This window comes from Kordiimonas lipolytica, from assembly GCF_042651265.1.
Lineage (GTDB): Bacteria > Pseudomonadota > Alphaproteobacteria > Sphingomonadales > Kordiimonadaceae > Kordiimonas > Kordiimonas lipolytica.
On sequence record NZ_JBHSCR010000014.1, the window covers coordinates 56,248 to 79,652 of the forward strand.

19 protein-coding genes are annotated in these 23,405 nt (G+C 57.7%); 11 read left to right on the forward strand and 8 right to left on the reverse strand.

Going from position 1 to position 23,405, the window contains the following annotated elements; all coding sequences use genetic code 11:
- Window positions 1-2: 2 nt before the first annotated feature.
- From truB to ACFO5Q_RS12795, 5 genes are all read left to right on the forward strand, one after another.
- Window positions 3-902: a tRNA pseudouridine(55) synthase TruB gene (truB, locus tag ACFO5Q_RS12775; RefSeq protein WP_068143215.1), complete on the forward strand. Its 900-nt coding sequence runs from the start codon at window positions 3-5 to the stop codon at window positions 900-902.
- Between the two features lie 20 nt (window positions 903-922).
- A complete protein-coding gene (gene rpsO, locus ACFO5Q_RS12780) occupies window positions 923-1,192 on the forward strand; it encodes a 30S ribosomal protein S15 (protein WP_068143217.1) in 270 nt (89 codons plus the stop codon).
- A gap of 213 nt (window positions 1,193-1,405) precedes the next feature.
- Window positions 1,406-3,568 (forward strand): polyribonucleotide nucleotidyltransferase, encoded by a 2,163-nt coding sequence (gene pnp, locus ACFO5Q_RS12785; RefSeq protein ID WP_068143220.1) that lies wholly within the window; start codon window positions 1,406-1,408, stop codon window positions 3,566-3,568.
- Window positions 3,569-3,744: 176 nt separating this feature from the next.
- Window positions 3,745-5,139, forward strand: coding sequence for an NAD(P)H-dependent flavin oxidoreductase (locus tag ACFO5Q_RS12790; protein WP_068143222.1), 1,395 nt, complete (start codon window positions 3,745-3,747; stop codon window positions 5,137-5,139).
- A 79-nt stretch (window positions 5,140-5,218) separates the two neighbouring features.
- Window positions 5,219-5,683: a YybH family protein gene (locus tag ACFO5Q_RS12795; RefSeq protein WP_068143225.1), complete on the forward strand. Its 465-nt coding sequence runs from the start codon at window positions 5,219-5,221 to the stop codon at window positions 5,681-5,683.
- On the opposite strand, the gene ACFO5Q_RS12800 is transcribed toward ACFO5Q_RS12795, so the two are convergent.
- From ACFO5Q_RS12800 to ACFO5Q_RS12820, 5 genes are all read right to left on the reverse strand, one after another.
- Complete coding sequence (locus ACFO5Q_RS12800) at window positions 5,680-6,147, reverse strand: GNAT family N-acetyltransferase (RefSeq protein WP_068143226.1); 468 nt, start codon at window positions 6,145-6,147, stop codon at window positions 5,680-5,682. The two genes, ACFO5Q_RS12795 and ACFO5Q_RS12800, sit on opposite strands and share 4 nt — an antisense overlap.
- The gene (locus tag ACFO5Q_RS12805; protein WP_068143228.1) at window positions 6,144-6,641 is read right to left on the reverse strand and encodes a GNAT family N-acetyltransferase; all 498 of its coding nucleotides are present in this window, start codon (window positions 6,639-6,641) and stop codon (window positions 6,144-6,146) included. The genes ACFO5Q_RS12800 and ACFO5Q_RS12805 overlap by 4 nt, the downstream gene beginning before the upstream one ends.
- A complete protein-coding gene (locus tag ACFO5Q_RS12810) occupies window positions 6,619-7,590 on the reverse strand; it encodes a bifunctional helix-turn-helix transcriptional regulator/GNAT family N-acetyltransferase (RefSeq protein WP_068143230.1) in 972 nt (323 codons plus the stop codon). Before ACFO5Q_RS12810 ends, ACFO5Q_RS12805 begins: the two co-directional genes overlap by 23 nt.
- A 130-nt stretch (window positions 7,591-7,720) precedes the next feature.
- A complete protein-coding gene (locus ACFO5Q_RS12815; RefSeq protein WP_380084376.1) occupies window positions 7,721-9,772 on the reverse strand; it encodes a hypothetical protein in 2,052 nt (683 codons plus the stop codon).
- A 157-nt stretch (window positions 9,773-9,929) separates the two neighbouring features.
- The gene (locus ACFO5Q_RS12820; RefSeq protein ID WP_068143235.1) at window positions 9,930-10,445 is read right to left on the reverse strand and encodes an SH3 domain-containing protein; all 516 of its coding nucleotides are present in this window, start codon (window positions 10,443-10,445) and stop codon (window positions 9,930-9,932) included.
- Window positions 10,446-10,561: 116 nt separating this feature from the next.
- Between ACFO5Q_RS12820 and ACFO5Q_RS12825 the strand changes: the two genes are divergently transcribed.
- From ACFO5Q_RS12825 to ACFO5Q_RS12840, 4 genes are all read left to right on the forward strand, one after another.
- Window positions 10,562-11,554 (forward strand): 2-hydroxyacid dehydrogenase, encoded by a 993-nt coding sequence (locus ACFO5Q_RS12825; RefSeq protein WP_068143237.1) that lies wholly within the window; start codon window positions 10,562-10,564, stop codon window positions 11,552-11,554.
- An 84-nt stretch (window positions 11,555-11,638) separates the two neighbouring features.
- Window positions 11,639-13,441 carry a translation elongation factor 4 gene (gene lepA, locus ACFO5Q_RS12830; RefSeq protein ID WP_068143239.1) on the forward strand — a complete coding sequence of 601 codons (1,803 nt, stop codon included), beginning with the start codon at window positions 11,639-11,641 and terminating at the stop codon, window positions 13,439-13,441.
- Entirely contained in the window at window positions 13,442-14,749 is a 1,308-nt protein-coding gene (locus tag ACFO5Q_RS12835) for a 2OG-Fe(II) oxygenase (protein ID WP_068143241.1), read from the forward strand. It abuts the gene before it with no gap.
- Window positions 14,750-15,055: 306 nt separating this feature from the next.
- On the forward strand, window positions 15,056-15,934 hold the full coding sequence (locus tag ACFO5Q_RS12840; RefSeq protein ID WP_068143243.1) for a hypothetical protein: 879 nt from the start codon (window positions 15,056-15,058) through the stop codon (window positions 15,932-15,934).
- Here the strand turns inward: ACFO5Q_RS12840 and ACFO5Q_RS12845 are convergent.
- Together ACFO5Q_RS12845 and ACFO5Q_RS12850 are read right to left on the reverse strand one after the other, a co-directional pair.
- The gene (locus ACFO5Q_RS12845) at window positions 15,931-16,143 is read right to left on the reverse strand and encodes a hypothetical protein (RefSeq protein WP_068143245.1); all 213 of its coding nucleotides are present in this window, start codon (window positions 16,141-16,143) and stop codon (window positions 15,931-15,933) included. The genes ACFO5Q_RS12840 and ACFO5Q_RS12845 overlap by 4 nt on opposite strands.
- A gap of 4 nt (window positions 16,144-16,147) precedes the next feature.
- Window positions 16,148-17,758 carry an EAL domain-containing protein gene (locus ACFO5Q_RS12850; protein ID WP_068143247.1) on the reverse strand — a complete coding sequence of 537 codons (1,611 nt, stop codon included), beginning with the start codon at window positions 17,756-17,758 and terminating at the stop codon, window positions 16,148-16,150.
- Between the two features lie 187 nt (window positions 17,759-17,945).
- Here ACFO5Q_RS12850 and ACFO5Q_RS12855 point away from each other — a divergent pair, with 187 nt between their 5' ends.
- Both ACFO5Q_RS12855 and ACFO5Q_RS12860 read left to right on the forward strand, forming a co-directional pair.
- The gene (locus ACFO5Q_RS12855; protein ID WP_068143249.1) at window positions 17,946-20,003 is read left to right on the forward strand and encodes an alpha/beta hydrolase family protein; all 2,058 of its coding nucleotides are present in this window, start codon (window positions 17,946-17,948) and stop codon (window positions 20,001-20,003) included.
- A gap of 145 nt (window positions 20,004-20,148) precedes the next feature.
- Window positions 20,149-21,582: a dicarboxylate/amino acid:cation symporter gene (locus ACFO5Q_RS12860; RefSeq protein WP_068143251.1), complete on the forward strand. Its 1,434-nt coding sequence runs from the start codon at window positions 20,149-20,151 to the stop codon at window positions 21,580-21,582.
- A gap of 44 nt (window positions 21,583-21,626) precedes the next feature.
- Here ACFO5Q_RS12860 and ACFO5Q_RS12865 read toward each other — a convergent pair whose 3' ends face one another.
- Entirely contained in the window at window positions 21,627-23,327 is a 1,701-nt protein-coding gene (locus ACFO5Q_RS12865; protein WP_068143252.1) for an amidohydrolase, read from the reverse strand.
- Between the last annotated feature and the right edge of the window lie 78 nt (window positions 23,328-23,405).

The following is a 23,405-nucleotide window of genomic DNA, read 5'->3' on the forward strand; positions in this document are numbered from 1 at the left end:
GCGTGGCCCGGCGCAAGAAGGGCATCAAGGTTGACGGCTGGCTGGTGATCGACAAGCCGCTCGGCATCACAAGCTCGGGCGTTGTCGGCAAGGTGAAATTCCTGACCAAGGCGCAGAAGGTGGGCCATGGTGGTACGCTGGACCCGCTCGCCAGCGGCGTCCTGCCCATCGGGCTTGGGGAAGCCACCAAAACCATGCCTTTCATCGTGGACGCCTCGAAAGAGTATGCGTTTACCGTGAAATTCGGCACCGCGACCGATTCGGACGACCTTGAAGGCGAAATTATCGAATCCGGCGGCCGTATCCCGGCTGAAGACGAAATTCTTGAGGTTCTGCCGCGCTTTACCGGTTCGATTGAGCAAATCCCCCCGGCCTATAGCGCCATCAAGGTGGATGGCCAGCGTGCCTATAAGCTGGCGCGCGACGGAGAACTGGTGGAGCTGAAGGCAAGACCTGTTGAAATTCAAGAGCTTAGCCTTGTGTCTTTCGATCTGGATAAGGGTGAGGCAGCTTTTCACGTGACCTGCGGCAAGGGCACCTATGTGCGCTCGCTGGCGCGCGATATCGCGCGTGCTGTGGGCAGCTGCGGCCATGTGGTGGCGCTGAGGCGCCTTCGCGTTGGCCCCTTTGGTCTTAAAGACGCGATTTCACTGGAAAAACTGGAGGAGTTGGGCCATAGTGCGCCCGCTCAGGACTATGTAAGTCCGATTACGACAGCGCTGGACGACATCCCGGCGGTTGCCGTGACGGATGAGGAAGCGAAACGCATCAGATGCGGCATGACCCTCCTCAGGCCTGAGATCAAGCAAGGAACGCTTGTGTTGATGGACGGCGACGTGCCGCTGGCGGTCGCTGAAAACACCCATGGCACTATTCGCTCCTTGCGGGTCTTCAATATGTAACTTTTTTGTAGGAGAAGACGATGTCGATTACTGCTGAACGGAAACAAGAACTGATCAAAGAATACGCTACCAAAGAAGGCGACACCGGCTCCCCTGAGGTGCAGGTTGCAATTCTTTCCTCGCGTATTGCTACTTTGACCGAACACTTCAAAGACCACAAAGGGGATCACCATTCCCGTCGCGGTCTGATCAAGATGGTAAACCAGCGCCGCAAGCTGCTGGACTATCTTAAAGGCCAGGACGCCGAGCGTTACACGACGCTCATCGGTCGTCTGGGTCTTCGGAAGTAATTCAGTTCGGGGAGGCCGGTTCAAGGGAACCGGCCTTCTTCGCTTTTGGGGCTTCCGTTTCGAATTTCCCCTGAAAGCGACAAGAAGACACACCTTGGCTTCTAATCCGGGAGGCCTGGGATTTTTATTTAAGCGGGGCGTCTTCATAGGGAAGGCGCCGAAGTTGTCCGGCAGTGTAGTGCGATACCCGGGCAGCTGCTGAAAGGTTAGAAAATGTTCAATATTCATCGCAAAGAAATCGAATGGGGTGGCCGTACCCTCTCTCTGGAAACCGGTCATGTAGCTAGACAAGCTGACGGGGCCGTAATGGCCAAATATGGCGACACTGAAGTGCTGTGTACCGTTGTTGGTGCCAAGTCTCAGAAGCCAGGTCAGGACTTTTTCCCACTGACCGTAAACTATATCGAGAAATTCTACGCTGCCGGTAAGATCCCTGGCGGCTTCTTCAAGCGGGAAGGCCGCCCAAGCGAAAAAGAAACGCTTGTGAGCCGCCTGATCGACCGTCCGATCCGTCCACTGTTCCCATCGGGCTTCAAAAACGAAGTTCAGGTGATCTGTACGGTTCTGAGCCACGACCTGGAAAACGATAGCGATATCGTTGCCATGATCGGCGCTTCCGCCGCTCTCACGCTTTCCGGTCTGCCATTCTTTGGCCCGATTGCCGGTGCGAAAGTCGGCTACAAGGACGGCGAATACATCCTTAACCCAACGCTTGAAGAAGTTAAGGAATCCGAGCTTGAGCTCGTTGTTGCAGGCACCAAAGACGCTGTTCTGATGGTTGAGTCTGAAGCAAAAGAGCTTTCCGAAGAAGTGATGCTGGGCGCTGTGACTTTCGGTCATGACGAGCAGCAAAAAGTAATCGACGCGATCATCGAGCTTGCTGAAGTTGCTGCGAAAGATCCTTGGGAACTGGCTGAAGGCCCGAACAAGGATGATCTGGTGAAAGCCATCGCAGACGCTGGTGAAGCTGACCTGCGCGCCGCTTACGAGATCACGACCAAGCAGGACCGCGTTGCTAAAATCAGCGAAGCGAAAGCGAAGATCGCTGAAGCAGTAGCCCCTGTTCTTGAAGCCAATGAAGAGCTGACCGAGCAGATGGTTGGTGACCTGACCAAAAAGCTTGAGAGCAAGATCGTTCGCGGCAACATCCTGGAAACAGGCAAGCGTATCGACGGTCGCGGCCTCGCGGACGTTCGGTCGATCATGTCTGAAGTTGGCGTTCTGCCACGCAGCCACGGTTCCGCGCTTTTCACCCGCGGTGAAACGCAGGCACTTGTTGTTGCAACCCTGGGCACCGGCGAAGATGAGCAGATCATCGACGCGCTTGAGGGCAGCTGGCGCTCCAACTTCATGCTGCACTATAACTTCCCACCATTCTCTGTGGGCGAGTGTGGCCGCGTTGGCTTTACAGGCCGTCGTGAAGTGGGCCACGGCAAGCTGGCTTACCGCGCTGTTCGCGCTGTACTGCCGGAAGCCGAAGCCTTCCCTTACACCATCCGTCTGGTATCCGAGATCACTGAATCCAACGGTTCAAGCTCCATGGCGACCGTGTGTGGTGCAGCTCTCGCCATGATGGACGCAGGTGTGCCAATCAGCCGTCCGGTTTCCGGTATCGCCATGGGCCTGATCAAAGAGGGCGACGATTTCGCTGTTCTCTCTGACATCCTGGGTGACGAAGACCACCTCGGCGACATGGACTTCAAAGTGGCCGGTACTGACAAAGGTGTGACTGCGCTGCAGATGGACATCAAGATCACCGGTATCACCAAGGAAATCATGGAAAAGGCTCTTGCACAGGCTGCAGGCGGTCGTGCCCACATCCTTGACGAGATGAACAAGGCGCTCACTGGCGCGCGTACGGAACTTTCCGAGCACGCACCACGCATTGAGACCATGAAGATCCCAGTGGACAAGATCCGCGAAGTGATCGGCACGGGCGGTAAAGTGATCCGCGAGATCGTTGAAGTGACTGGCGCGAAAGTGAACATCGAAGACGATGGCACGATCAAGATTGCCTCTTCCGTGGCTTCCGAAATTGAAGCTGCGAAAGCGTGGATCAACGGCATCGTTGCTGAGCCTGAAGTAGGCGCGATCTACAAAGGCAAGGTTGTTCGCATCATGGACTTCGGCGCATTCGTGAACTTCATGGGCAGCCGCGATGGCCTCGTGCACATCTCTGAGCTTGTTGAAGAGCGCGTGGAAAAAGTGACCGACGTTGTGAACGAAGGTGACGAAGTATACGTGAAGTGCCTTGAGATCGATGGCCGCGGCAAGGTCCGCCTGTCGATGCGGATGGTGAACCAGGAAACGGGTGAAGAAAACCCGGATGCGCGTCCACCAAAAGAGTCCCCTAAAAAGGGCGGCCGCCGCGACTAAGCAATTCTGAGCAAAGCCCCTCGTGCTTTTTGTGCATGGGGGGCTTTTCTTCATTTGAAGAACTGCTTAATTGATTTGAAACCGGCGTATGGTACCATCACGCCGGTTTCACCCCTTTAGGAAGGTTCGTTTTATGCGACAGATGGCTGAACGGGCTGGGGTTTTGGGAGAGTTTGATGAGTTTCAGTTTGAATAGCATCCGCGTTGGCGGCAAAGAGGTTCTGCCCCTGATCGAAGGCGGTAAAGGCGTTGCCATTTCAACAGGTGCCAGTTCGGGCCCGTGGGCCGCAGCCGGTGGCATCGGCACAATTTCCGCTGTGATCGCAGATCAGTATGACGCGCACGGCAATATCGAGCCCCATGAATATCTGGGCCGCACGCGCAAGGACCGCCATGAAGAGATGGTCCAATATTCCATTAAGGGCACCATCGACCAGGTGCGCAAGGCATGGGAACTGTCGCGCGGCGAAGGCCTTATCAATATCAACATGCTTTGGGAAGTCGGCAGCGCGCAGCGTATCCTGCACGAAGTGCTCGAGAAAACCAAAGGCATGATCCACGGCGTGACCAGTGGTGCTGGCATGCCCTTCAAGCTGGGTGAACTGACCGCCAAATATGGCGCCCATTATTATCCGATCGTGTCTTCCGGCCGGGCCTTTGGCCTGTTGTGGAAGCGCGCATACAAGAATTTCGCAGAGCGCCTTGGCGGCGTTGTGTATGAAGATCCGTGGCTTGCGGGCGGCCATAATGGCCTCTCGAACGCCGAAGACCCCAACAAGCCGGGTGATCCATACCCGCGGGTTGTTGAGCTGCGCGCCATCATGCGCAAGCTGGGGCTTGACCATGTGCCGATCATCATGGCCGGTGGCGTGTGGAACCTGAAGGAATGGAAAGACTGGATCGATAACAAGGAAATCGGCCCAATCATGTTCCAGTTCGGCACGCGCCCGCTGGTGACCAAAGAGAGCCCGATTTCCGACAGCTGGAAAAAGAAGCTCCTGAGCCTGAAGCCTGGCGATGTGCTGTTGCAGAATTTCAGCCCGACCGGCTTTTTCTCAAGCGCACTCAAGAACAGCTTCATTGGTGAGCTGGTGCAGCGGAACGAGCATCAGATCGACTTCCGCACGGAAAAGGACGAGGAGTTCGATACCGAGCTGGTGGTTGAGCGCAAGACCTATATCGTGCGCCGCGCTGATGAAGGCAAAGCCCGCGCCTGGATGGCTGAAGGCTTTGAGCGCGCGATGAAAACCCCTGACGGGAGCCTGATTTTCGTCACGCCTGAAAAGTGTGCAGAAATCCGCAAGGACCAGGCCGACTGTGTTGGCTGCCTGAGCCAGTGCCGCTTCTCTTCGTGGGCCACGAATGAGAAGAATTCCACAGGCCGCCTCGCGGACCCACGCAGCTTCTGCATCCAGAAGACGCTTGAGGATGTGGCCCACGACGGCAGCGTGGACGATAATCTCGTGTTCGCGGGGCATAACGCGTTTCGTTTCGGGTCCGATCCATTCTATTCGAACGGCTTTATCCCAAGTGTGAAGCAGTTGATGGACCGTATCGTTTCTGGCGATTAGTACGCGCAACACATGAATTTGAAAAAGGGTGGCTTGTCGCCGCCCTTTTTTATGGGCAGCATGCCGGGAGGAGGACCAAATGATGCGACTGATTTTATCCCTTTGGATTTTGCTGATCTTTTCCGCAGTGCCCGCGTCAGCAGATGACCGGCAAGAGGTTGTCGACCTTTATGAAAGTTACCGGCAAATCTGGCTCAGGAATGACAGTACGGTGCAGCCTGACATTATGGCGCTTTTGACACCGCGCGCCGCCGTCATGCCGCAGGGTATGCCCTTGTTGGGCACCCATCAGCAGATCCGGGATTTCTGGTTCCCCGCTGACGCGCCGCCAACCAGGGTTCTGGCCTATGACCAGTCTGTTGAGCGGGTCGAAGTGTCCGGCGGGCTGGCGTATCTTTATGGGAACTTCGCGCTGTCCTTCAAATGGGACGGAGAAACCACCTCAACGCAGGGCACGCAGATGATGGTTGCCCGCCGCCTGGGTGGGGACTGGAAGATCGAGGCGTTGATCTGGACGTCCAGTCCCGTTGAAGAAGCCGACTAAAGCGGCTTCGACATATAAACCACATCGTCTTCCGGGTTGAAGTTATAGGGCTCGATCTCGGTGAAGCCGAGCTTGCCATATAGCGCTACGGCAGCCTCAAGGCGTTTCAGGCTATCCAGCAGCATGGTCTTGTAGCCCAGCGCTTTTGCTTGCGTGAGAAGTTCTTCGCACAGCCGCCGCCCGGCGCCCGTGCCCTGGCCTTCAGGCAGAACATAAAGCCGTTTCATCTCGCACACGTCTGCGCTGTGTTCCTTCAGTGCCACGGCGCCAATGGGTACGTCCCCCTTCTTGGCGATCAACAGAAGCACATAGCCTTCCGGGAACCGCGCCATTTCGGCTTCAATGCCCTGGAAGTCCAGATTGATGGGCAGGAACTCAACGAATGCCCGAAAGATGGCTTTGACGGCCGCGATGTCTTCGGCGCTCTCCGCTGTTGTGACGCGGGTTTCGGTTGTTTTTGTCATTGCTGGCCAGTCCATTCCATATAGCAGTCTGTCCCCTGATAGTGTGCGTCTTCGGGCTTGTCCATCAGGGTGAAGTTCAGCGTTTCATAAAGCCGCATGGCGGGCACAAGCTTGGTGTGTGTTTCAAGATAAAGGCGCGTGCCGCCCATGACGCAGAAATGGTCGATGACCGCCTCGCACAAAAGGCGGCCCAGCCCGAGGCCCTGTGCCGATGGGTCTACGCCAAGCTTTGTCAGTTCATAAACGCCGCCCCCGTCCGCGCGGATCGCGACCGTACCCAGAACGTCATCCCCGCGCACGGCGAAGAAAATCTCGCCGCCGCCCTCAATGATCTCGCTTTCCGGGTTTTCAAGCGCGTGCCGATGCACGGGCTCGACCGTGAAATACTTTTCCAGCCACGCCATGTTCAGGTCATGGAAAGCCTGCTTGTAGCCTGGTCTGTAGGGCACAATGCGAATGCCGTTCCGCGCATTATTCGGCAGCGATGCGGTCATTCGGGCGTCCTTTCCATTCCATATAATGGTTGGCCCGCTCATAGGGACTGGGCTCACTGGGGGTCAGTTCCACAAAACCTAGTTTTTCATAAAGCCTGATTGCCGGTTCAAGCTTGGTGTTGGTTTCCAAGTAAAGCGTTTTGCCGCCCCGCGCCTGAAAGCGTTCGATCACCTTTTCGCACAGCGCGCGGCCCATGCCGCCCTGCTGCACGTTGGGGTCCACCCCCAGCTTTGTCAGTTCATAAACCCCAGGGGACTGCAGCTTCATGGCAACGGCGCCAACAGGCTTGCCGCCGATCAGGGTGAAATAGATCTCACCGCCTTTCGCAAGGATATGCGTCTCCGGATCAGACAGGACAGTCTCGTCAATGGGCTCCATTTTGAAGTATTTCTCCACCCACCAGGCGTTGAGGTCATAGAAGGCCTGTTTGAAGCGGATGTCATAGGGCACCAGTTCAAATTCCGGCACGGTTTTCTGGCGTGCGGCCTGGCGTTCCTTGACCCGCTCATACAGGCTCTTGTCGGCATAGGTGGCTTCCATGGCGTCAATGCCCGCCAATAGTTTGGAAGCGCCGGCTTCGGTGTTGACGGCCTCAAGGTCCTGCCAAATGGGGCGCGCTTCATCTACCATGGCCTGGCCCGCGGCGGTCAGTTGCACGCACTTTTGGCGACCATCATCCATGGCTGTGGTTTCCACGAGCCCTTCGCCCGCCATGCGCTTGACTGTCTGGCTGACAGCAGAGTGGGAAAAACCCGCCAGGCGCGCTATCTCGCCAATGGGCATGCTGCCGTATTCAGAAAGCGCATACATGGCATAGAAATAGCTGACCCGGAACTTCAGTCCAGCCTCTTCATAGATGCGGTCGGCGTCGGCGGTCAGTTGCTCCTGAAGGCGGCGCATGCGGGTGCCAACGCCAAGCTCGAAAAAAATTTCATTGGGAATGCTCATGGGCCCGTTCCTTACTGTGATGTAAGAAATTATATAAGTTCTTATGTAATTGCGTCAAGAGGGCGGAAACGCAAAAAAAAGCCGCCCCGAAGGGCGGCCAGCGAGCGCTTGGTCGTGGGAAGTCCAGGCTCTAGAAATCGAACCAGCTACTGTCTATCGGGTCATCCACGCCAGCCAGCAGCAGGGTGCCACCCGACCAGGAGATTAGGAGCCCGCCGTCTGTCGCTTCGGCCGTGATGTCGTTGAAGGTGACACCCGCCCCAGTGAAGTCCAGCACGTCATCGTCTCCATCGAAACCGTAGATGACATCGTCACCTGCGTTTTCTTCAAAGACAAAGCGTTCGCTGCCATTGGCTTTGCCGCCATAGAGCGTGTCGTTGCCTTCGCCGCCAGCCAGCGTGTCGCTGTCCTTGCCGCCGAATAGCTGGTCATCACCGGCGCCGCCCTCGATCAGGTCGTTCTGGTTGCCGCCGAACAGCACATCGTCGCCGTCTCCGCCGATGATGGTGTCATCACCCATGCTGGCATAGACTGTGTCGTCACCAGCCCCGCCGTCGATCATGTCGTCACCGGTCTGGCCGCTGAACAGCAGGTCATCGCCGGCGAGGCCATAGAGCGTGTCGTCACCCACGCCTGCGCCCATGATGTCGCTGCCGCTGCCGCCGAACAGTTTGTCGTCGCCGATACCGGACCAGATGCTGTCACCTGTGTTGCCGTCGACGGTGTCGTCGCCGCCATCAATTGTGTCGTTGCCATCGTCGTTGGCACCGCCGTCATCATTGGCACCGCCGTCATCATTGGCACCGCCGTCATCATTGGCACCGCCGTCATCATTGGCACCGCCGTCATCATTGGCGCCACCGTCATCATTGGAGCCGCCGTCATCATTGGCACCACCGTCGTCATTGGCACCACCGTCGTGGTTGGCACCGCCGTCATCATTGGCACCACCGTCGTCGTTGGCACCGCCGTCGTCATTGGCGCCTGGGCCGCTGTCATCAGGCAGGAAGTCATCTATATCGACGATGCCGTTCTGGTTCAGGTCAACCCATGAACCGCCGACGATTGTGTCGTCTCCGGCACCGCCAAAGAGGGTGTCGTCGCCTTCCACGTCATCGGCGCCGTCGCCATCACCGATCAGAAAATCATGGCCGCCGCCACCACCGATAATGTCGTCACCCTGGCCACCATAGGCCTTGTCATTACCGTTGGCGTCAGACCCGGCCCAGATGAAGTCGTCGCCGTCGCCACCATCAATGGTGTCGTTGCCGTTGAAGCCGGACAGCGTATCGTCGCCACTGCCGCCAGCCATGGTGTCGTCATCCTGGCTGCCCTTGACGCGGTCGTCACCCCCGTCATCCCCGTCGTCTCCATCGCCCACGACTTCTTCCCATTCTGCGTCCTGCGCAGCTTCAAGGGCGTCGCGTTCGGCTTCGTGGGCTTCCTCCAGCGCCTGATAGTCCGCCTCCTTGGCTTCTTCCAGCGCTTCCCATTCTGCATTCTGTTCTTCGTCTAGGGCATCAATCCGGCCATGTAGGTCACCTTCAAGGGCATCCCATTCGGCTTCATGCGCCTCTTCAAGGGCATTCCATTCCTCTTCCTGAGCTGCGGCAAGATCAGCGATAGTCGCCTCATAGTCTGCCTCGAACTCAGCCAGTTGGGCTGCATGGTCTTCTTCCTGAGCGGCCCTCAGGGCGTTCTGTTCTTCTTCGAGGGCATCATCGGCGGTGCCTGCCGCCTCGGCTGCGGCCCATTCGTCAGCCAGTTGTGCCTCAAGGGCTTCCCATTCTGCGAACAGGGCAGCATCAAGCGCGTCATAGGCTGCGTCCAGCTGCTCCTTGAGGGTAAGCATTGCTGCCTCATGCTCTTCTGCAAGCGCCGTGGTTTCCGTTTCCTGTTCGGCGGCTAGTGCCTCGAGCGCGGCGTGCTTTTCTTCGTACAGGGCGTCCCACTCGGCCGCATGTTCGGCCTCAAGGGCATTGATGGCCTCATTCCATTGGGCGTCGAGGTCAGCATGTTCCTGTTCCTGCCGGGCCTCTAGTTCTTCCCACTGGGCTTCATGTTCGGCCTTAAGGGCTTCGATTGTCTCATCACTGACATCATTTTCGTCGTCATGTGCTTTTGGGGAAATGCCAGCAGTGCTGGCCGCCAACGGTGACGTTGGGGTAATAGATGTGATCACGTGTGCCTCCTACTATGTGCCTGTTTAGGCGGCTATGTTTTTGCCTGAAGGCACATCTTGTAGGTGGGCAATTAAGAAAACGTCAAATATTACAAACACTTAATTTATAAGTGTTGTAAAATTTATGTAGAATTTTCAGGGATCGGAGGCCCTAGGGTCAATCAATGATTTCGCGCTCGTAAACGCCCCAAAGGTACCGCCGTTCGATCCAGCCTTCCGTGCCATCTATTTCCAGCCGGCACCAGATTCCGTCACAGGCCTGCACTTCTCCGATCACGCCTGCGTCGGCGATCAGGCGCGCGGGGGACGCGGGGCTCGGGTCTTCATAGAGTTTGCGGGTGGTGCCGATGATCATGGCTGTCCGGCGGGACGACAGAAGCGACACATGCATCCATCCGGTCGTGCCCTCATGGTCGCGTACCTTGCGCCAGGCGCGGTGCTCGTCGATCACCTCCAGCGGCAACCGGGTGCGCTCATAGACCCACAGGATCGGGTACTGGCGACCGGGGCCGGTGCGCATGAAAGCCTTGCTGGCGGCGAGCGAGATCAGCCGCGGCAAGGGCTGACCGCTTTCACCGACGCGTGGCGTTTCACTTGCCGTTTGGGCGTGTGTAGGCAGGGATTGCGACAGAATCCCGCTGAAAAGTATCAAAATCGACAAAAAGCGCAGCATTACACCCCTTTCCCCGTCGCTTGGCGTTTGAACTGGCCTCCACCTTCTGGTACTAGATGCGCATGGTCTGAGGCAAGCTCTCTGTCTCGTGGTTCTGAAAAAGGTAATGAAGGCCCATGGCTCAAAAAGGAAACCGGCAGCGTACCAAGGTTGTCGTCACGCGCAAGTTGCCGGACAATATCGAAACCCGCATGGCGGAGCTTTTTGATGTGCAGCTCAATCTCGCGGACAAGCCGCTTGGCAAGGAAGGCCTCATGAAGGCTGTGCAGACGGCGGACGTTCTGGTGCCGACGGTGACCGACAATGTAGATGCGGAAGTCATTGCGGCGGCAGGCAAGAACCTGAAGATGATCGCCAACTTCGGTGCCGGTGTGAACCATATTGACACCAAGGCAGCGCATGAAAAAGGCATTGTGGTAACCAACACGCCGGGCGTGCTGACGGAAGACACGGCAGACCTTGCCATGGCGCTGCTTTTGTCCGTGCCACGCCGCCTTTTCGAAGGCGAAAAAATCCTGCGTGCAGGTGAATGGACCGGCTGGACGCCCACCTTCCTGATGGGGCACCGCATACAGGGCAAACGTCTTGGCATTATCGGCATGGGCCGAATCGGCTCTGCGATTGCCCGTCGTGCCAAGGCCTTCAACATGGCTGTGCACTATCATAAGCGCACGCGCCTGCCGGAAGACGTGGAAGCGGAACTTGAAGCGACATATTGGGATGATCTGGATGAGATGCTCAGCCGGATGGATTTCGTGTCTGTCAACTGTCCGCTGACAGATAAAACCCACCACCTTCTGGACCGCACACGCATGAAAAAGCTGCAGCCGCACGCCGTGATCATCAACACCGCCCGCGGTGAGATCATTGACGAGGAAGCTTTGGCGGACCTGATTGAGGTGGGACGTATTGCAGGCGCTGGCCTTGACGTGTTCGAACAGGAACCCGAGATCAACCCGAAGCTGCTGGAGCTCGACAATGTTGTGCTCTTGCCGCACATGGGCTCAGCAACCGTTGAGGCCCGCATGGCCATGGGCGAGAAGGTGCTGATCAATATCCGCGCCTACGCAGACGGCCACCGGCCGCCAGATCGGGTAATCCCGAGCTAAAATAGAAACAATGTCGACCGCACCTGATGTGCGGTCGTTGCCCATCGGGGCCAACAACAGTCACAGTATGAGTTAGAAACGGTTATGACCGACCAGAAGAATATCCGCAATTTTTCGATCATTGCGCACATTGACCACGGCAAGTCCACGCTTGCTGACCGCCTGATACAGAATACCGGCGCGCTGACCGACCGGGAAATGAAGTCGCAGATTCTCGATTCGATGGATATCGAGCGCGAGCGCGGCATCACCATCAAGGCGCAGACCGTGCGGCTGGAATATAAGGCCAAGGACGGCCAGAATTATACCCTGAACCTGATGGATACACCCGGCCACGTTGACTTTGCCTATGAAGTCAGCCGCTGCCTGGCCGCGTGCGAGGGCTCTATCCTGGTGGTGGACGCCAGTCAGGGCGTTGAAGCCCAGACGCTGGCGAATGTTTATCAGGCCATCGAGAATGATCACGAGATCGTGCCGGTCCTGAACAAGATTGACCTGCCTGCCGCGGAACCTGACCGCGTGCGCCAGCAGATCGAGGACGTGATCGGCATTGATGCCACGGAGGCCGTTGAATGTTCCGCCAAATCCGGCATCGGTATCGACGATGTGCTTGAAGCTATTGTAACAAAGCTGCCAGCCCCAGAAGGTGACCCAAACGCGCCGCTGAAGGCCATGCTGGTGGACAGCTGGTACGACGCCTATCTGGGTGTGATGGTGCTGGTGCGTGTGATCGACGGCAAGATCAAGAAGGGCCAGACCATCAAGATGATGGCGGCAGATGCCGAACACAAGATCGAGCGTGTTGGTGTGTTTACGCCCAAGGGCGTAATCGTGCCGGAGCTCGGCCCCGGCGAAGTGGGCTTTATCACAGCGTCGATCAAGGAAGTGGCCGACACCCATGTGGGTGATACCATCACCGATGTCGCCAGGCCGTGCACTGAAGCCCTGCCGGGCTTCCAGCCCAGCCGGTCGGTCGTATTCTGTGGCCTGTTCCCGGCTGATACAAGTGAGTTCGAACGCCTGCGCGACGCCCTGCAGAAACTCAGGCTCAACGACGCCAGCTTTGAGTTCGAGATGGAATCGTCCGCGGCGCTCGGTTTCGGGTTCCGCTGTGGCTTCCTTGGCATGCTGCATCTGGAGATCATTCAGGAACGCCTGCTCAGGGAATTCGACCTTGAGCTGATCACCACCAGCCCGAGCGTGATTTACAAGATCCATAAGACCGACGGCACAATGGTAGAGCTGCACAACCCGGCCGACATGCCGGATGTGGTGCGCATCGACCATATCGAAGAGCCCTGGATCAACGCCACCATTCTGGTGCCGGATGAGCACTTGGGTGCTGTGCTGAAGCTCTGTGAAGACAAGCGCGGCATCCAGGAAGACCTGACATACGCCGGCACACGCGCGATGCTGAAATACCGCCTGCCGCTTAACGAAGTGGTCTATGATTTCTATGATCGGCTGAAGTCCGTCAGTCGCGGCTACGCGAGCTTTGACTATGACCTATACGGCTATGAGCAATCCGACCTGGTGAAAATGTCGATCCTGGTGAACGGCGAGCCAGTGGACGCGCTTTCGATGCTGGTTCACCGCAGCCAGGCTGAAGGTCGGGGCCGGGCGCTTTGTGAGCGCCTGAAGGACCTGATCCCGCGCCAGCTCTTTAAAATTCCGATCCAGGCGGCTATTGGCGGCAAGGTGATTGCCCGCGAGACCATCTCTGCCATGCGTAAGGACGTGACGGCCAAATGTTACGGCGGTGACGTTACCCGTAAGAAAAAGCTTCTGGAAAAGCAGAAGAAGGGTAAGGCGAAGATGCGCATGTACGGGAAAGTGGAAATCCCGCACAACGCCTTTATCGCTGCGCTCAAGATGCGGGAAAACTAGGTGGTTGAAGGCATCGATATCCAGAAGCTCGCGGCTCAAGCAAAGGCGGGTGACGCTGACGCCCAATATAAGATGGCAGCCTACCTGTCTGGCGAAGGCCAGAAAGACGCCGCGATCAAAATGCTGCGCCAGGCCGCGACCGCTGGTCACCTTGATGCCCGGTTCACGCTTTCGAACTTCATGCTCTCGGGCCATATGGTTGACCGCGATGTCAGCCACGCCGTTCAGGTTCTAGCCCAGGCTGCGGCCAAGGATCACGAAGCGTCCATGCGGCTGCTGTCTGTGTTGAAGGCCATGGGCCATGGCTGTGATGCGGATTGGCCGGCGGCTGTGGCGCTTCTGGTTACCGGTGCACGCAAGGGCCATATGCTCGCATTGGCGGAGCTGGCGCTGTTGCGCGAGCTATATGGATTTGAAGATGACCTCAATACAGCGCTTCTTTTGGCGGCTGCAACCCGCGGTAATATTATCGCAGCCATGCAGCTTGTCAGCCGTCACCTGAAGGGGGACGGCACCATTGAAGCCGGGCTTGCCAAACAGTGGACAATGCAAGGGCGCCAGCTTGGCCACCCGCTTGCCGGCAACCTTCTGGTGCGCTTTGAAGGCGCCACTGCCGCGGCGCTGCCTGAGCCAACGGAGCTGCCGAAAATTCCGGAAGATATCCTGTCTGACCTCGCGACTGCGCCAGAAGCGCTTGCGCGCCCGCAGGCAAAAGTGGAACTGGATCGCCCGCATGTGGAAACGGTACCCGGCCTTATCGGGCCGAGCCTGTGCGAGCATATCATCGCCTCGTCCGCGCCAAGCCTTGCGCCCGCGCGGGTGGTGGACCCGAACTCGGGCGAGCTGCGCGCCGATCCATACCGCCATTCCTACAATATGACCTTCTGGCCCGCAGACCTGGACCTTGTTCTGCATGCCATCGGGGCGCGCATGTGCGCCGCCGCAGGTGTTGCGCCTGACCATGGTGAGATGCTGAGCGTGCTTTACTATCAACCCGGCATGTACTACGGCCCGCACTATGACTGCCTGGTCCCGGGTGCTGACGGCCAGAATGCGGAACTTGAGCGCAGCGGCCAGCGGCCAAAGACGGTACTGATTTACCTGAATGACGGTTATGAGGGTGGCAGCACAAGTTTTGTCCGCGCCGGATTCGCTCACAAAGGCGGCGTTGGTGACGCAATTGTGTTCCAGAATGTACTCGCAGACGGTGAAATTGACGAACAATCGCTGCATGAAAGCACGCCTGTGACGGCTGGGGTGAAGTGGATCGCTTCCAAATGGATCAGGGAAAAAAGCTATCAATTTTAAGGACTTTTGCTCTTTTCTTGATAGGCCTGATATGGGACAAACGAAAAATTTTTTCGCCAGATTCCAACTTTTTGATTTTTCGAGACTCTGTTTACCGGTTGTTAACAGGCTTCATTCTATAAAGAGGGTGCTGATACAGCCTAATAGCTCCCTTGATCTGACTGTGTCGCGCGGAACCGCATGTCCTCCCCCGATTGCGGTTCCGCTTTTTTATGCACGCAGCTTTTTTCCGATTGATGCGCCTTCCTCTTGCATGTAGCCCGAAGATGACTTTGAATAAGCCCTGATAACAACGGCAGGTCTGGTATGCGTTTGATTCAGTTGATCATTTTGACAATGTCTTTGGTGGGCACGCTTGTGCTGGCTCCGCATGCCGTCGCGCAGATACAAGGCGATGGGGCCGATCCGCGTCAGCTCGCACATGACATTTATGTGGGTGTCAACCGGGGCTCGCCCCCGGCGGCCGTGGCGCTCAAGCTTGCCGAAGTGATTCAGGTGTACCGATTCCGCTGTACCCGGGTGACTGACTATCAGGTTTTTGTTTCGCGCCCGAATCTCTTGGATATCAAGGCAAAATGCAGTGGGGACCCGCTTTACGGGGTGACCGTGGCGTCGAACGGTTATGTGGCAGTTTATGGCGGTAACGGCATTCTTGGGGCGCTCGACCGGCGCGACGGGTTGATCTACAGCTTTTCGGCCTCGGGTGAGATGGAATCCGATTCGCGCCTGACGGCAGATCAGGCGATCGACGAAACCGTTGAGCGCCTGCAACTGGGGGACGGCTTGAACCTTTGGTATATTCTGGCGATGTTCGCGGTTCTGCTGGCCATCTTCATATTGATTGCAGGGGTGTGGCTCAAGATGTGGCGCCGCCGCACCACCAAGGAGCGGCAGCGGCGCAAGGTCAAGCCCATGGCACGGCACACGATTCAGGCCACAAGCGATATCAAGGATATGCTGCTGAAGGAAAGCACGCGCGTTGCGGCCAATATCTACAAGCACCCGTCAGGTATTTTCATTGCCCGTGGCAAGCGCGGTAAACGTCGGTTCTACAGGTCACGTTTCTGGGCGGCAATGTATCGGTCTCTTGGTCTCAGGATGTTTGAGACCAGCGCCCCGCAACTGATGAATGTCGAGATTCTGGGGGCAGATGCACAACCAGAAGACGGACGTCGGGAAGACTAGCGCCGGAAAGGCGGGGTCCAGTCCAGCCCTGTGGTGATGGCGATCAGGTGGGCGGCAAAGACAAAGAACCCTACAATCCCAAGGAACTGGATATAGAAAGGCGGCACCAGGGAGACCGTGCCCAGCTCGTGTTTCTTTTCGCGCCAAAAGCCGAAGGCCCAAACCAGTACGCAGGCTGCAAGGCCGATAATCGTTTCTTTAACTGACATAATGCTAGTCTGTCTGCGGTGAGAAATCGGGCTTGCCGAAATGGAAGCCTTGGGCGAAATCTACTCCCAGCGAACGCAGGAAGTCTGCCTGGAAGCGGTTTTCCACGTGTTCGCCGATGGTCTTGACACCAAGGTCATTGCACAGGCGCACGATCGACAGAAGGAAAGTTGGCCGGTAACCCGGTGTGTTCATGTCTTCCACATAGGAACCGTCAATCTTCACATAGTCCACATTGAAGGCTCGCAGATACTGGTAGCCCGCCGCCCCTGCGCCGAAATCGTCCAGGCAGATGCGGTAGTCCATGGCCTTCAGGTCATTGAGGATGGCTTCAACCTTCTCAAGATTCTCAATGGCGGCTGTTTCGGTCAGCTCCACCAGGATATTGCGGGAGGCATCCTTGCCGGCGGTAAATTCTTTCATCAGCTGGTCAGTATAGCGGCTGTTGTCCAGCGTCCGCCCTGAGATGTTGACCGCAAGCGTCAGCGGGTTCCCCAGCTTCTTCATCTTCTTCACATAGTCGATCGCCTTGTGGCACAGGGCGATGTCAAACTCTTCGATGATACCCACTTCTTCGGCGAAGCGGATGATATCCAGCGTGCTCTGGTCGCCCATGCGGTCGTCGAACCGGCTCAGCACTTCATTGTGATGCACTTCGTTCGTCGACAGCGAATAGACCGGCTGGAATGCCATCTTGAAAGTCCCTGTCTCGATCATATGGCGCATGCCAACCACGCGGCGCTGGGCTTCGGACGCCATATCTTCATAGGCCGTGGATAGCGATTCGAAATCCACTGCTCCCGGGTCTTTTACAAACTGGTTCAGCACGTAAGTGAGGGTCCTCAATACCTGGTCCTCGGTGCCTTCTTTCGGGATGTCGGAGGCCACCGTTGAATAGGCGGTCTTCAGCGTGACGTTTTCATCAACATGCTCAAGGGTGCTGCCCAGGTGCGATCCGTCCGATTTGGTGCGGTGCAGGAAAGCAAAATGCTTGTCGCCGATCTGCCCGGCAATCTCGCCGTCCACCGAAAGTGTCTTGAGGTGCGCGGCCACCTGCTTGAGCAGCGTCCGCATATATTTGGGGCCGAACTTCTTCTTGGCATCCTCGATGCCTTCCACTTCGACAGCTGTCATATAAAGATTGCTGCCGACCGGGTTGTCTTTCATGGTGCGCGCCGCCAGTTCCATGAAGCTGTCGCGCTGCAAGAGGCCGGTTTCCGGATCGGTCATATTGTCCGTACCGCCGCCGCCCAGGGGCGCGGCCCGAAGCGCCAGGAAAGTGTGGCTGTCATCGCCGGGCATCTTCAGCGCAAACAGCCGAAGCGCCAGGCTGCGGCCACCATGCGAGATGAAACGTAGCGGAATTGGACCGATTCTACCCTTGTGGTTCAGATGTTGTTGAAGCGCCGCATAGACATCGCGGTCGTCTTCATCGATCTGGTTGATGATCGGTTCACCAATCAGGCTGCCTGCGTCTGTGCCCACGCGCTCTGTGGCGCCACCCTCGAAAACGATCTTGCCTTTGTCGTTGACCTCGAAAAAGATCTCGGCAGCGGCAAAAGCAAAGGCGACGAAGCGTTCACGTTCTTTTTTGATTTCTTCAATAGGGCCGGACATAGCGTTCCTGTTTGGCGTCGCAGCTTGTGCTGCGAAAAATTCCTACCCCCTTCCTTCTATTGCTATTCGGGAAAGGTAAAGGATTTATCATGAAACCACTAAAAACTTATCGCGCTTGTGATGCAAGGACAAGCTCTGCTAGGTTTTCGGACAACGAATTTACCTGACTGACAAGGGGATATAAGAAATGCGTATCACGGGGACACTCACGGCGGGCTTTCTGTGCGCTGCGGTCATGGCACCGATATCTGCGGCAGCCGATGAAGACGCCAGAAAATTTGAACTTTCAGACATTTTCAATCTGGAATATGCCACCGGCCCACGGCTGACGCCGGACGGTGAGGCTGTTGTGTATGAGCGCCGGTCGCTCGATATCATGACAGACAGCACCCGGTCCAATATTTGGCGTGTAAACCTGGATGGCAGCGGTCACCGCCCAGTGCTGTCGGGCAAGGCCAGCTACCGCATGCCGCGTTTCTCATCAGACGGCAGCCGCATGGCTTATGTGTCGTCCGTAGAAGGCAAGAACCAGATTTACGTGCGCTGGCTGGATACCGGGGAGACCGCCCGTGTGACCGACCTGCAGTATGGCCCCGGGTCGCTTTCCTGGTCGCCCGACGGCAGCATGATCGCTTTCACCATGTTTGTGCCGACAGACGCCAAACCGCTCTATAGCCTGCCACCCGCCCCGAAGGGGGCAACTTGGGCTGGGCCGGCCAAGGTGGTTGACCGGGTGACCTACCGGGCGGACGGCGCAGGCTATTTGCCGCGCGGCTTTACCCATGTGTTTGTGGTGCCGGCTGACGGCGGCACCCCGCGTCAGGTAACAAGCGGTGACTATAACCACGGCGGCGCGCTGGCCTGGACCGCTGATTCGCAGAATATCATCTTTTCCGCCAACCGCGTGGAAGGGTGGGAGCTCAACGGCCGTGAATCCGAAATCCACAGCGTGAACGTCGCTTCGGGTGACATCACGACCCTGACGAACCGCAAAGGTCCGGACGTTGCGCCCCAGATTTCGCCGGACGGCAAGCTGGTCGCCTACCTGGGCTTCGACGATGATGGCCTCTCCAGCAAGAATGCCCAGCTTTATGTCATGAATACAGACGGCAGCGGCAGCCGCGCCCTGTTGCCGACGCTTGATCGCGGTATCGGTGAAATCCAATGGGCGCCCGATGGCCGCGGCATCTTCTACAGCTATGACAATAACGGCAAGAGGCTGGTGGCTTATGTAAACCTGGTGGGCGGTGGCCGCGTGATGACCGATGCGGTTGGCGGCACCACGCTGGGTCGCCCCTACACCAGCGGCACGTTCCGGGCCACGGCTGATGGCCGCGTGGTCTTTACCCAGTCGCGCACCGATCGCCCGGCTGACCTGGCGGTGGTGGACCGGATATCGAATGTCACCACGCTGACAGACCTGAACGGCGACGTGCTAGGCCACCGCGCGATGGCGAGCGTGGAGGAGATTTCCTTCCCAGCCAGCGTTGGCGGACACCAGATACACGCGTGGGTCGCCAAGCCCGCTGACTTCGACCCGTCGAAGAAATACCCGCTGCTTCTGGAAATCCACGGTGGCCCGCACACGGCCTATGGCCCGCAGTTCTCCGCCGAAATTCAGGGGTATGCCGCTGCCGGCTATGTTGTGGTCTACGGCAACCCGCGGGGCAGTACTTCTTATGGCGAATCTTTCGCCAATGAGATTCACCAGAACTATCCGTCGAACGACTATGACGATCTGATGGATTCGGTGAACCAGGTCATCGCCCAAGGTTATATCGATGAAGACCGGATGTATGTCACGGGTGGTTCCGGCGGCGGCGTGCTGACGGCCTGGATTGTCGGCAAGACAGATCGCTTCCGCGCAGCCGTGGTGGCCAAGCCGGTGATCAACTGGACCAGCTTCGTGCTGACCGCCGATTTCAGCCCCTTCTTCACCAAATATTGGTTCGACGGCTTCCCATGGGAAAACCAGGAAAACTACTGGAAACGGTCACCGCTCAGCCTTGTCGGCAATGTGAAGACACCAACCATGCTGTTGACCGGCGAAGAGGATTACCGCACGCCCATGTCGGAAACTGAGCAATATTACCAGGCGCTGAAGCTTCAGAAAGTCGATAGCGTGATGGTACGCATCCCGGGCGCTGGGCACGGTATCGCTGCCAAGCCGTCTAACCTGGTGCAGAAGATCGGTAACATTCTGGCCTGGTTTGACAAATACAAACCGGAAGCCGAAGCCGACTAGCGGCTGAGGCATAAGGAATAGGAAAGGGCGTCATTCGGCGCCCTTTTTATATGTTGAATGCGGCCGATGGTCCCAGCCGGTTGACATAAAAGCCCTGCCAATCAAGGATTGGTCGAACGCACCAGCCGATACCGGGGGAGAACCGATGGCAGGAGAGCAACAGGCGCACCAGCCGGTGGAGATGCTACACCCGCGGTCGCTGAAATATCTGAGCCGCTATCTGCGCATCTTGGTGCGGGGTCGGCTGTGGTTGCAGGTGGTGATCGGCATGATCGCGGGGCTTGTGCTGGGCTATGGCCTCGGGCCGACAGCCGGTCTGGTGCCAGCCGACATTTCCGCCACCATTGTCAGCTGGGTGGCGCTGCCGGGGCATCTGTTCCTGGCGCTTATTCAGATGATCGTGATTCCGCTGATTTTCGCTTCCGTCATCCGCGGGCTGGCAGCCAGCGAAAATATGGAACAGCTCAGAAGCCTTGGCATGCGCATCGTGCCCTATTTTATCTGCACCACGGCGATCGCCATCACCATCGGGCTGGTGGCTGCGATGGTCATCCAGCCCGGCCATTATGTAGACGCTGAAACCGTGCGCGCCACGCTTGGTGGCCTGCCGCAGGTCTCTGCGCCCGTATCGGCTGAGATCATCGGTATCGGCGACATACCTGAGAAGATACTGGGTATCCTGCCCACCAACCCGCTTGTCGCCATGACGGACATGGACATGCTGAAGGTGGTGTTGTTTGCCGTGATTGTGGGCGTGGCACTGGTGCTGATGGAACCCGTGCAGGCCAAGCCGCTTCTTGACCTTCTTGGGTCGTTGCAGGCGGTGTGCATGACCGTTGTGCGCTGGGCGATGCTTTTGGCGCCATTCGCAGTTTTTGGCCTGATGACACAGCTGACCTCCAAGATTGGGTTTGATGCCCTTTTCGGCATGGCCGTTTATGTGCTGACGGTTTTGGCGGGGCTTGGCGTGCTGTTTCTTTTCTATATGACGGTTGTCACGCTTGTGGCGCGCCGGAACCCGATTGAGTTTGTGGGCCAGATCAGGGAGCTGCTGCTGCTGGCTTTTTCCACCTCAAGCTCGGCTGCCGTGATGCCGCTGTCGATCCGCACGGCGGAAGACAAGCTGGATGTCCGGCCCTCCATCAGCCAGTTTATCGTGCCCATCGGGGCCACCATCAACATGGACGGCACAGCACTTTACCAGGGCGTGGCTGCCGTATTTTTGGCGCAAGTGTTCGGTGTCGATATCGGCCTTTCTGGCTATCTGCTTATTGTCCTAACGTCTGTTGGGGCCTCCATCGGCACACCCGCCACGCCGGGGGTGGGGATTGTGATCCTCTCGATGGTGGTTACATCTGTTGGAATTCCGGTTGAGGGCATTGTGCTGATCATGGGGGTGGACCGGATTTTGGACATGTGCCGCACCATGCTGAATGTCACCGGCGATATGGTGGCCTCCACCGTGATGGACCGCTGGGTGGGCGGTGCGCGGCCGCTGCAGATGGAACTGGCAGCCGAAGCCCGGCGCGAAAGTATCCGCCGCGAAACCGGCGAAGACATCATCATCACCAAGCATTAAAAAAGGCGCCCTGCGGCGCCTTTTTCTCGTCTTTCGATAGGTCTTTATTCCGCCATATAGGCGACGTCGCCCTTCACCACAGTCAGGATGGCCTTGGTTTTCGGGATATCCGCCGGGGTTGCCGTCATGATATCGCGGTCGAAGGCCGTAAGGTCCGCATCCTTGCCCACGGTGATGCTGCCGAGCCGGTCTTCAGCAAAAGCGGCATAGGCAGGCCACAGGGTAAACATCTTCAGCGCTTCAGTGCGGGTGACCGCTTCTTCCGCGTGCCAGTTTTCACCCTGGAAACCCTTCAGGTCATGGCGGTGAACAGCAGCGTAAAATTCAATCATCGGATCGCCGCGTTCAACAGGCGCGTCTGACCCGCCGGCAACCACGGCGCCGCTTGCAATGAGGCTTGACCAGGCATATGCGCCCACGAGCCGGTCGTCACCCAACCGGTCCGGTGCGAAATGCAGGTCGCCGATCGCATGGCTTGGCTGCATGGACGCAATCACGCCAAGTTCAGCATAGCGCGGCAGGTCCTCCGGGGTCACGATCTGGGTATGCTCGTCGCGCCAGCGCGGGTCTGCAATGGCGCGCTCTGGCACAGCCACATCCTCAAAGGCTTCTTCAAACCAATTGAGCACCAGGCGATTGCCGCGGTCCCCGATGGCATGCATGGCGATCTGGATACCAGAGCCGAGCGCTTGGCGCAGAAGCGGCATGGTTTCGTCCTTGGTAGTCAAGAGAAGGCCGGAAGACGCGGCGTCGCTGTATGGCTCGAGGAGCGCCGCCCCGCGGGAGCCAAGCGCCCCGTCCATGTAAAGCTTGATGGTGCGGGTGACGATGCGGCCGTCCGCATTCTGGCGCATGCCGGAGGCGAACAGGCTTGGGGCATCCTCTGGCTCAATGGCGTTATAAACACGGATTTTCACATCGCCAGCGTCCGCGAGGCGCTCAAGTGCTTCCACTCGTGTCATGGGCACGGACATATTGTGAAGCCCGGTCCAGCCATACTGGGCATAGACGTTCGCACCGGTCACCAGCGCACGGTCAACGTCTGCTTGGGTGGGGGCGGGAACAAGGCCGTAAACCAGCGGCATGGCAGCATCGACCAGCATGCCTGTGGGTTCCCCAAGAGCGTTTTTGATGATCTCGCCGCCATAAGGGGCTTCGGTCTCACCTGTAACACCCGCCATCTCAAGCGCTTTCGAGTTGGCAACAACGGCATGGCCGTCAGCCCGGGTCAGGATCACCGGAATGTCGCCGACCACTTCGTCGATGTCCCAGCGTGTTGGGAAGCGTTTTTCCGGCCAGTGGGTTTCAATCCAGCCGCGTCCCACGAGCACGCTTGGTTGTTCTTTCGCCCGCCAGTCGGCAACCGTCTTTTTCACGGCTTCGAGAGAATCAATACCTTCCAGGTTCAGCGTCAGTTCGCGTTCGCCGATGCCGTGCAGGTGTGCGTGGGCATCCACGAAGCCCGGATAAAGGGCTGCGCCGTCGAGCGACAGCACAGTGGTAGTGTCCCCCACAAGGGCCTCCGCTTCAAGCCGGGTGCCGACATGGATGAAGACACCGCCCTTGATGGCAACGGCTTCAGCCGTGGGGTTGGCGTCATCTGCGGTGTAGATGGGGCCGCCCCAGATGACCATGTCGGCGACAGGCGTGGCGGCGGGTGCATTTGTTGTATCCTGCGCGAACACACCTGCTGCGGCAGTGCCAACAAGGGCAAAAAGGGTGGCAAATAGTCTGATGGGGCGCATGGTGCATCTCCTGATCTGAGACCATCATGCTATGGCTGCAAAAAGGAGTGTCAAGAGAAAGGGTTAGTCCACCCTTGC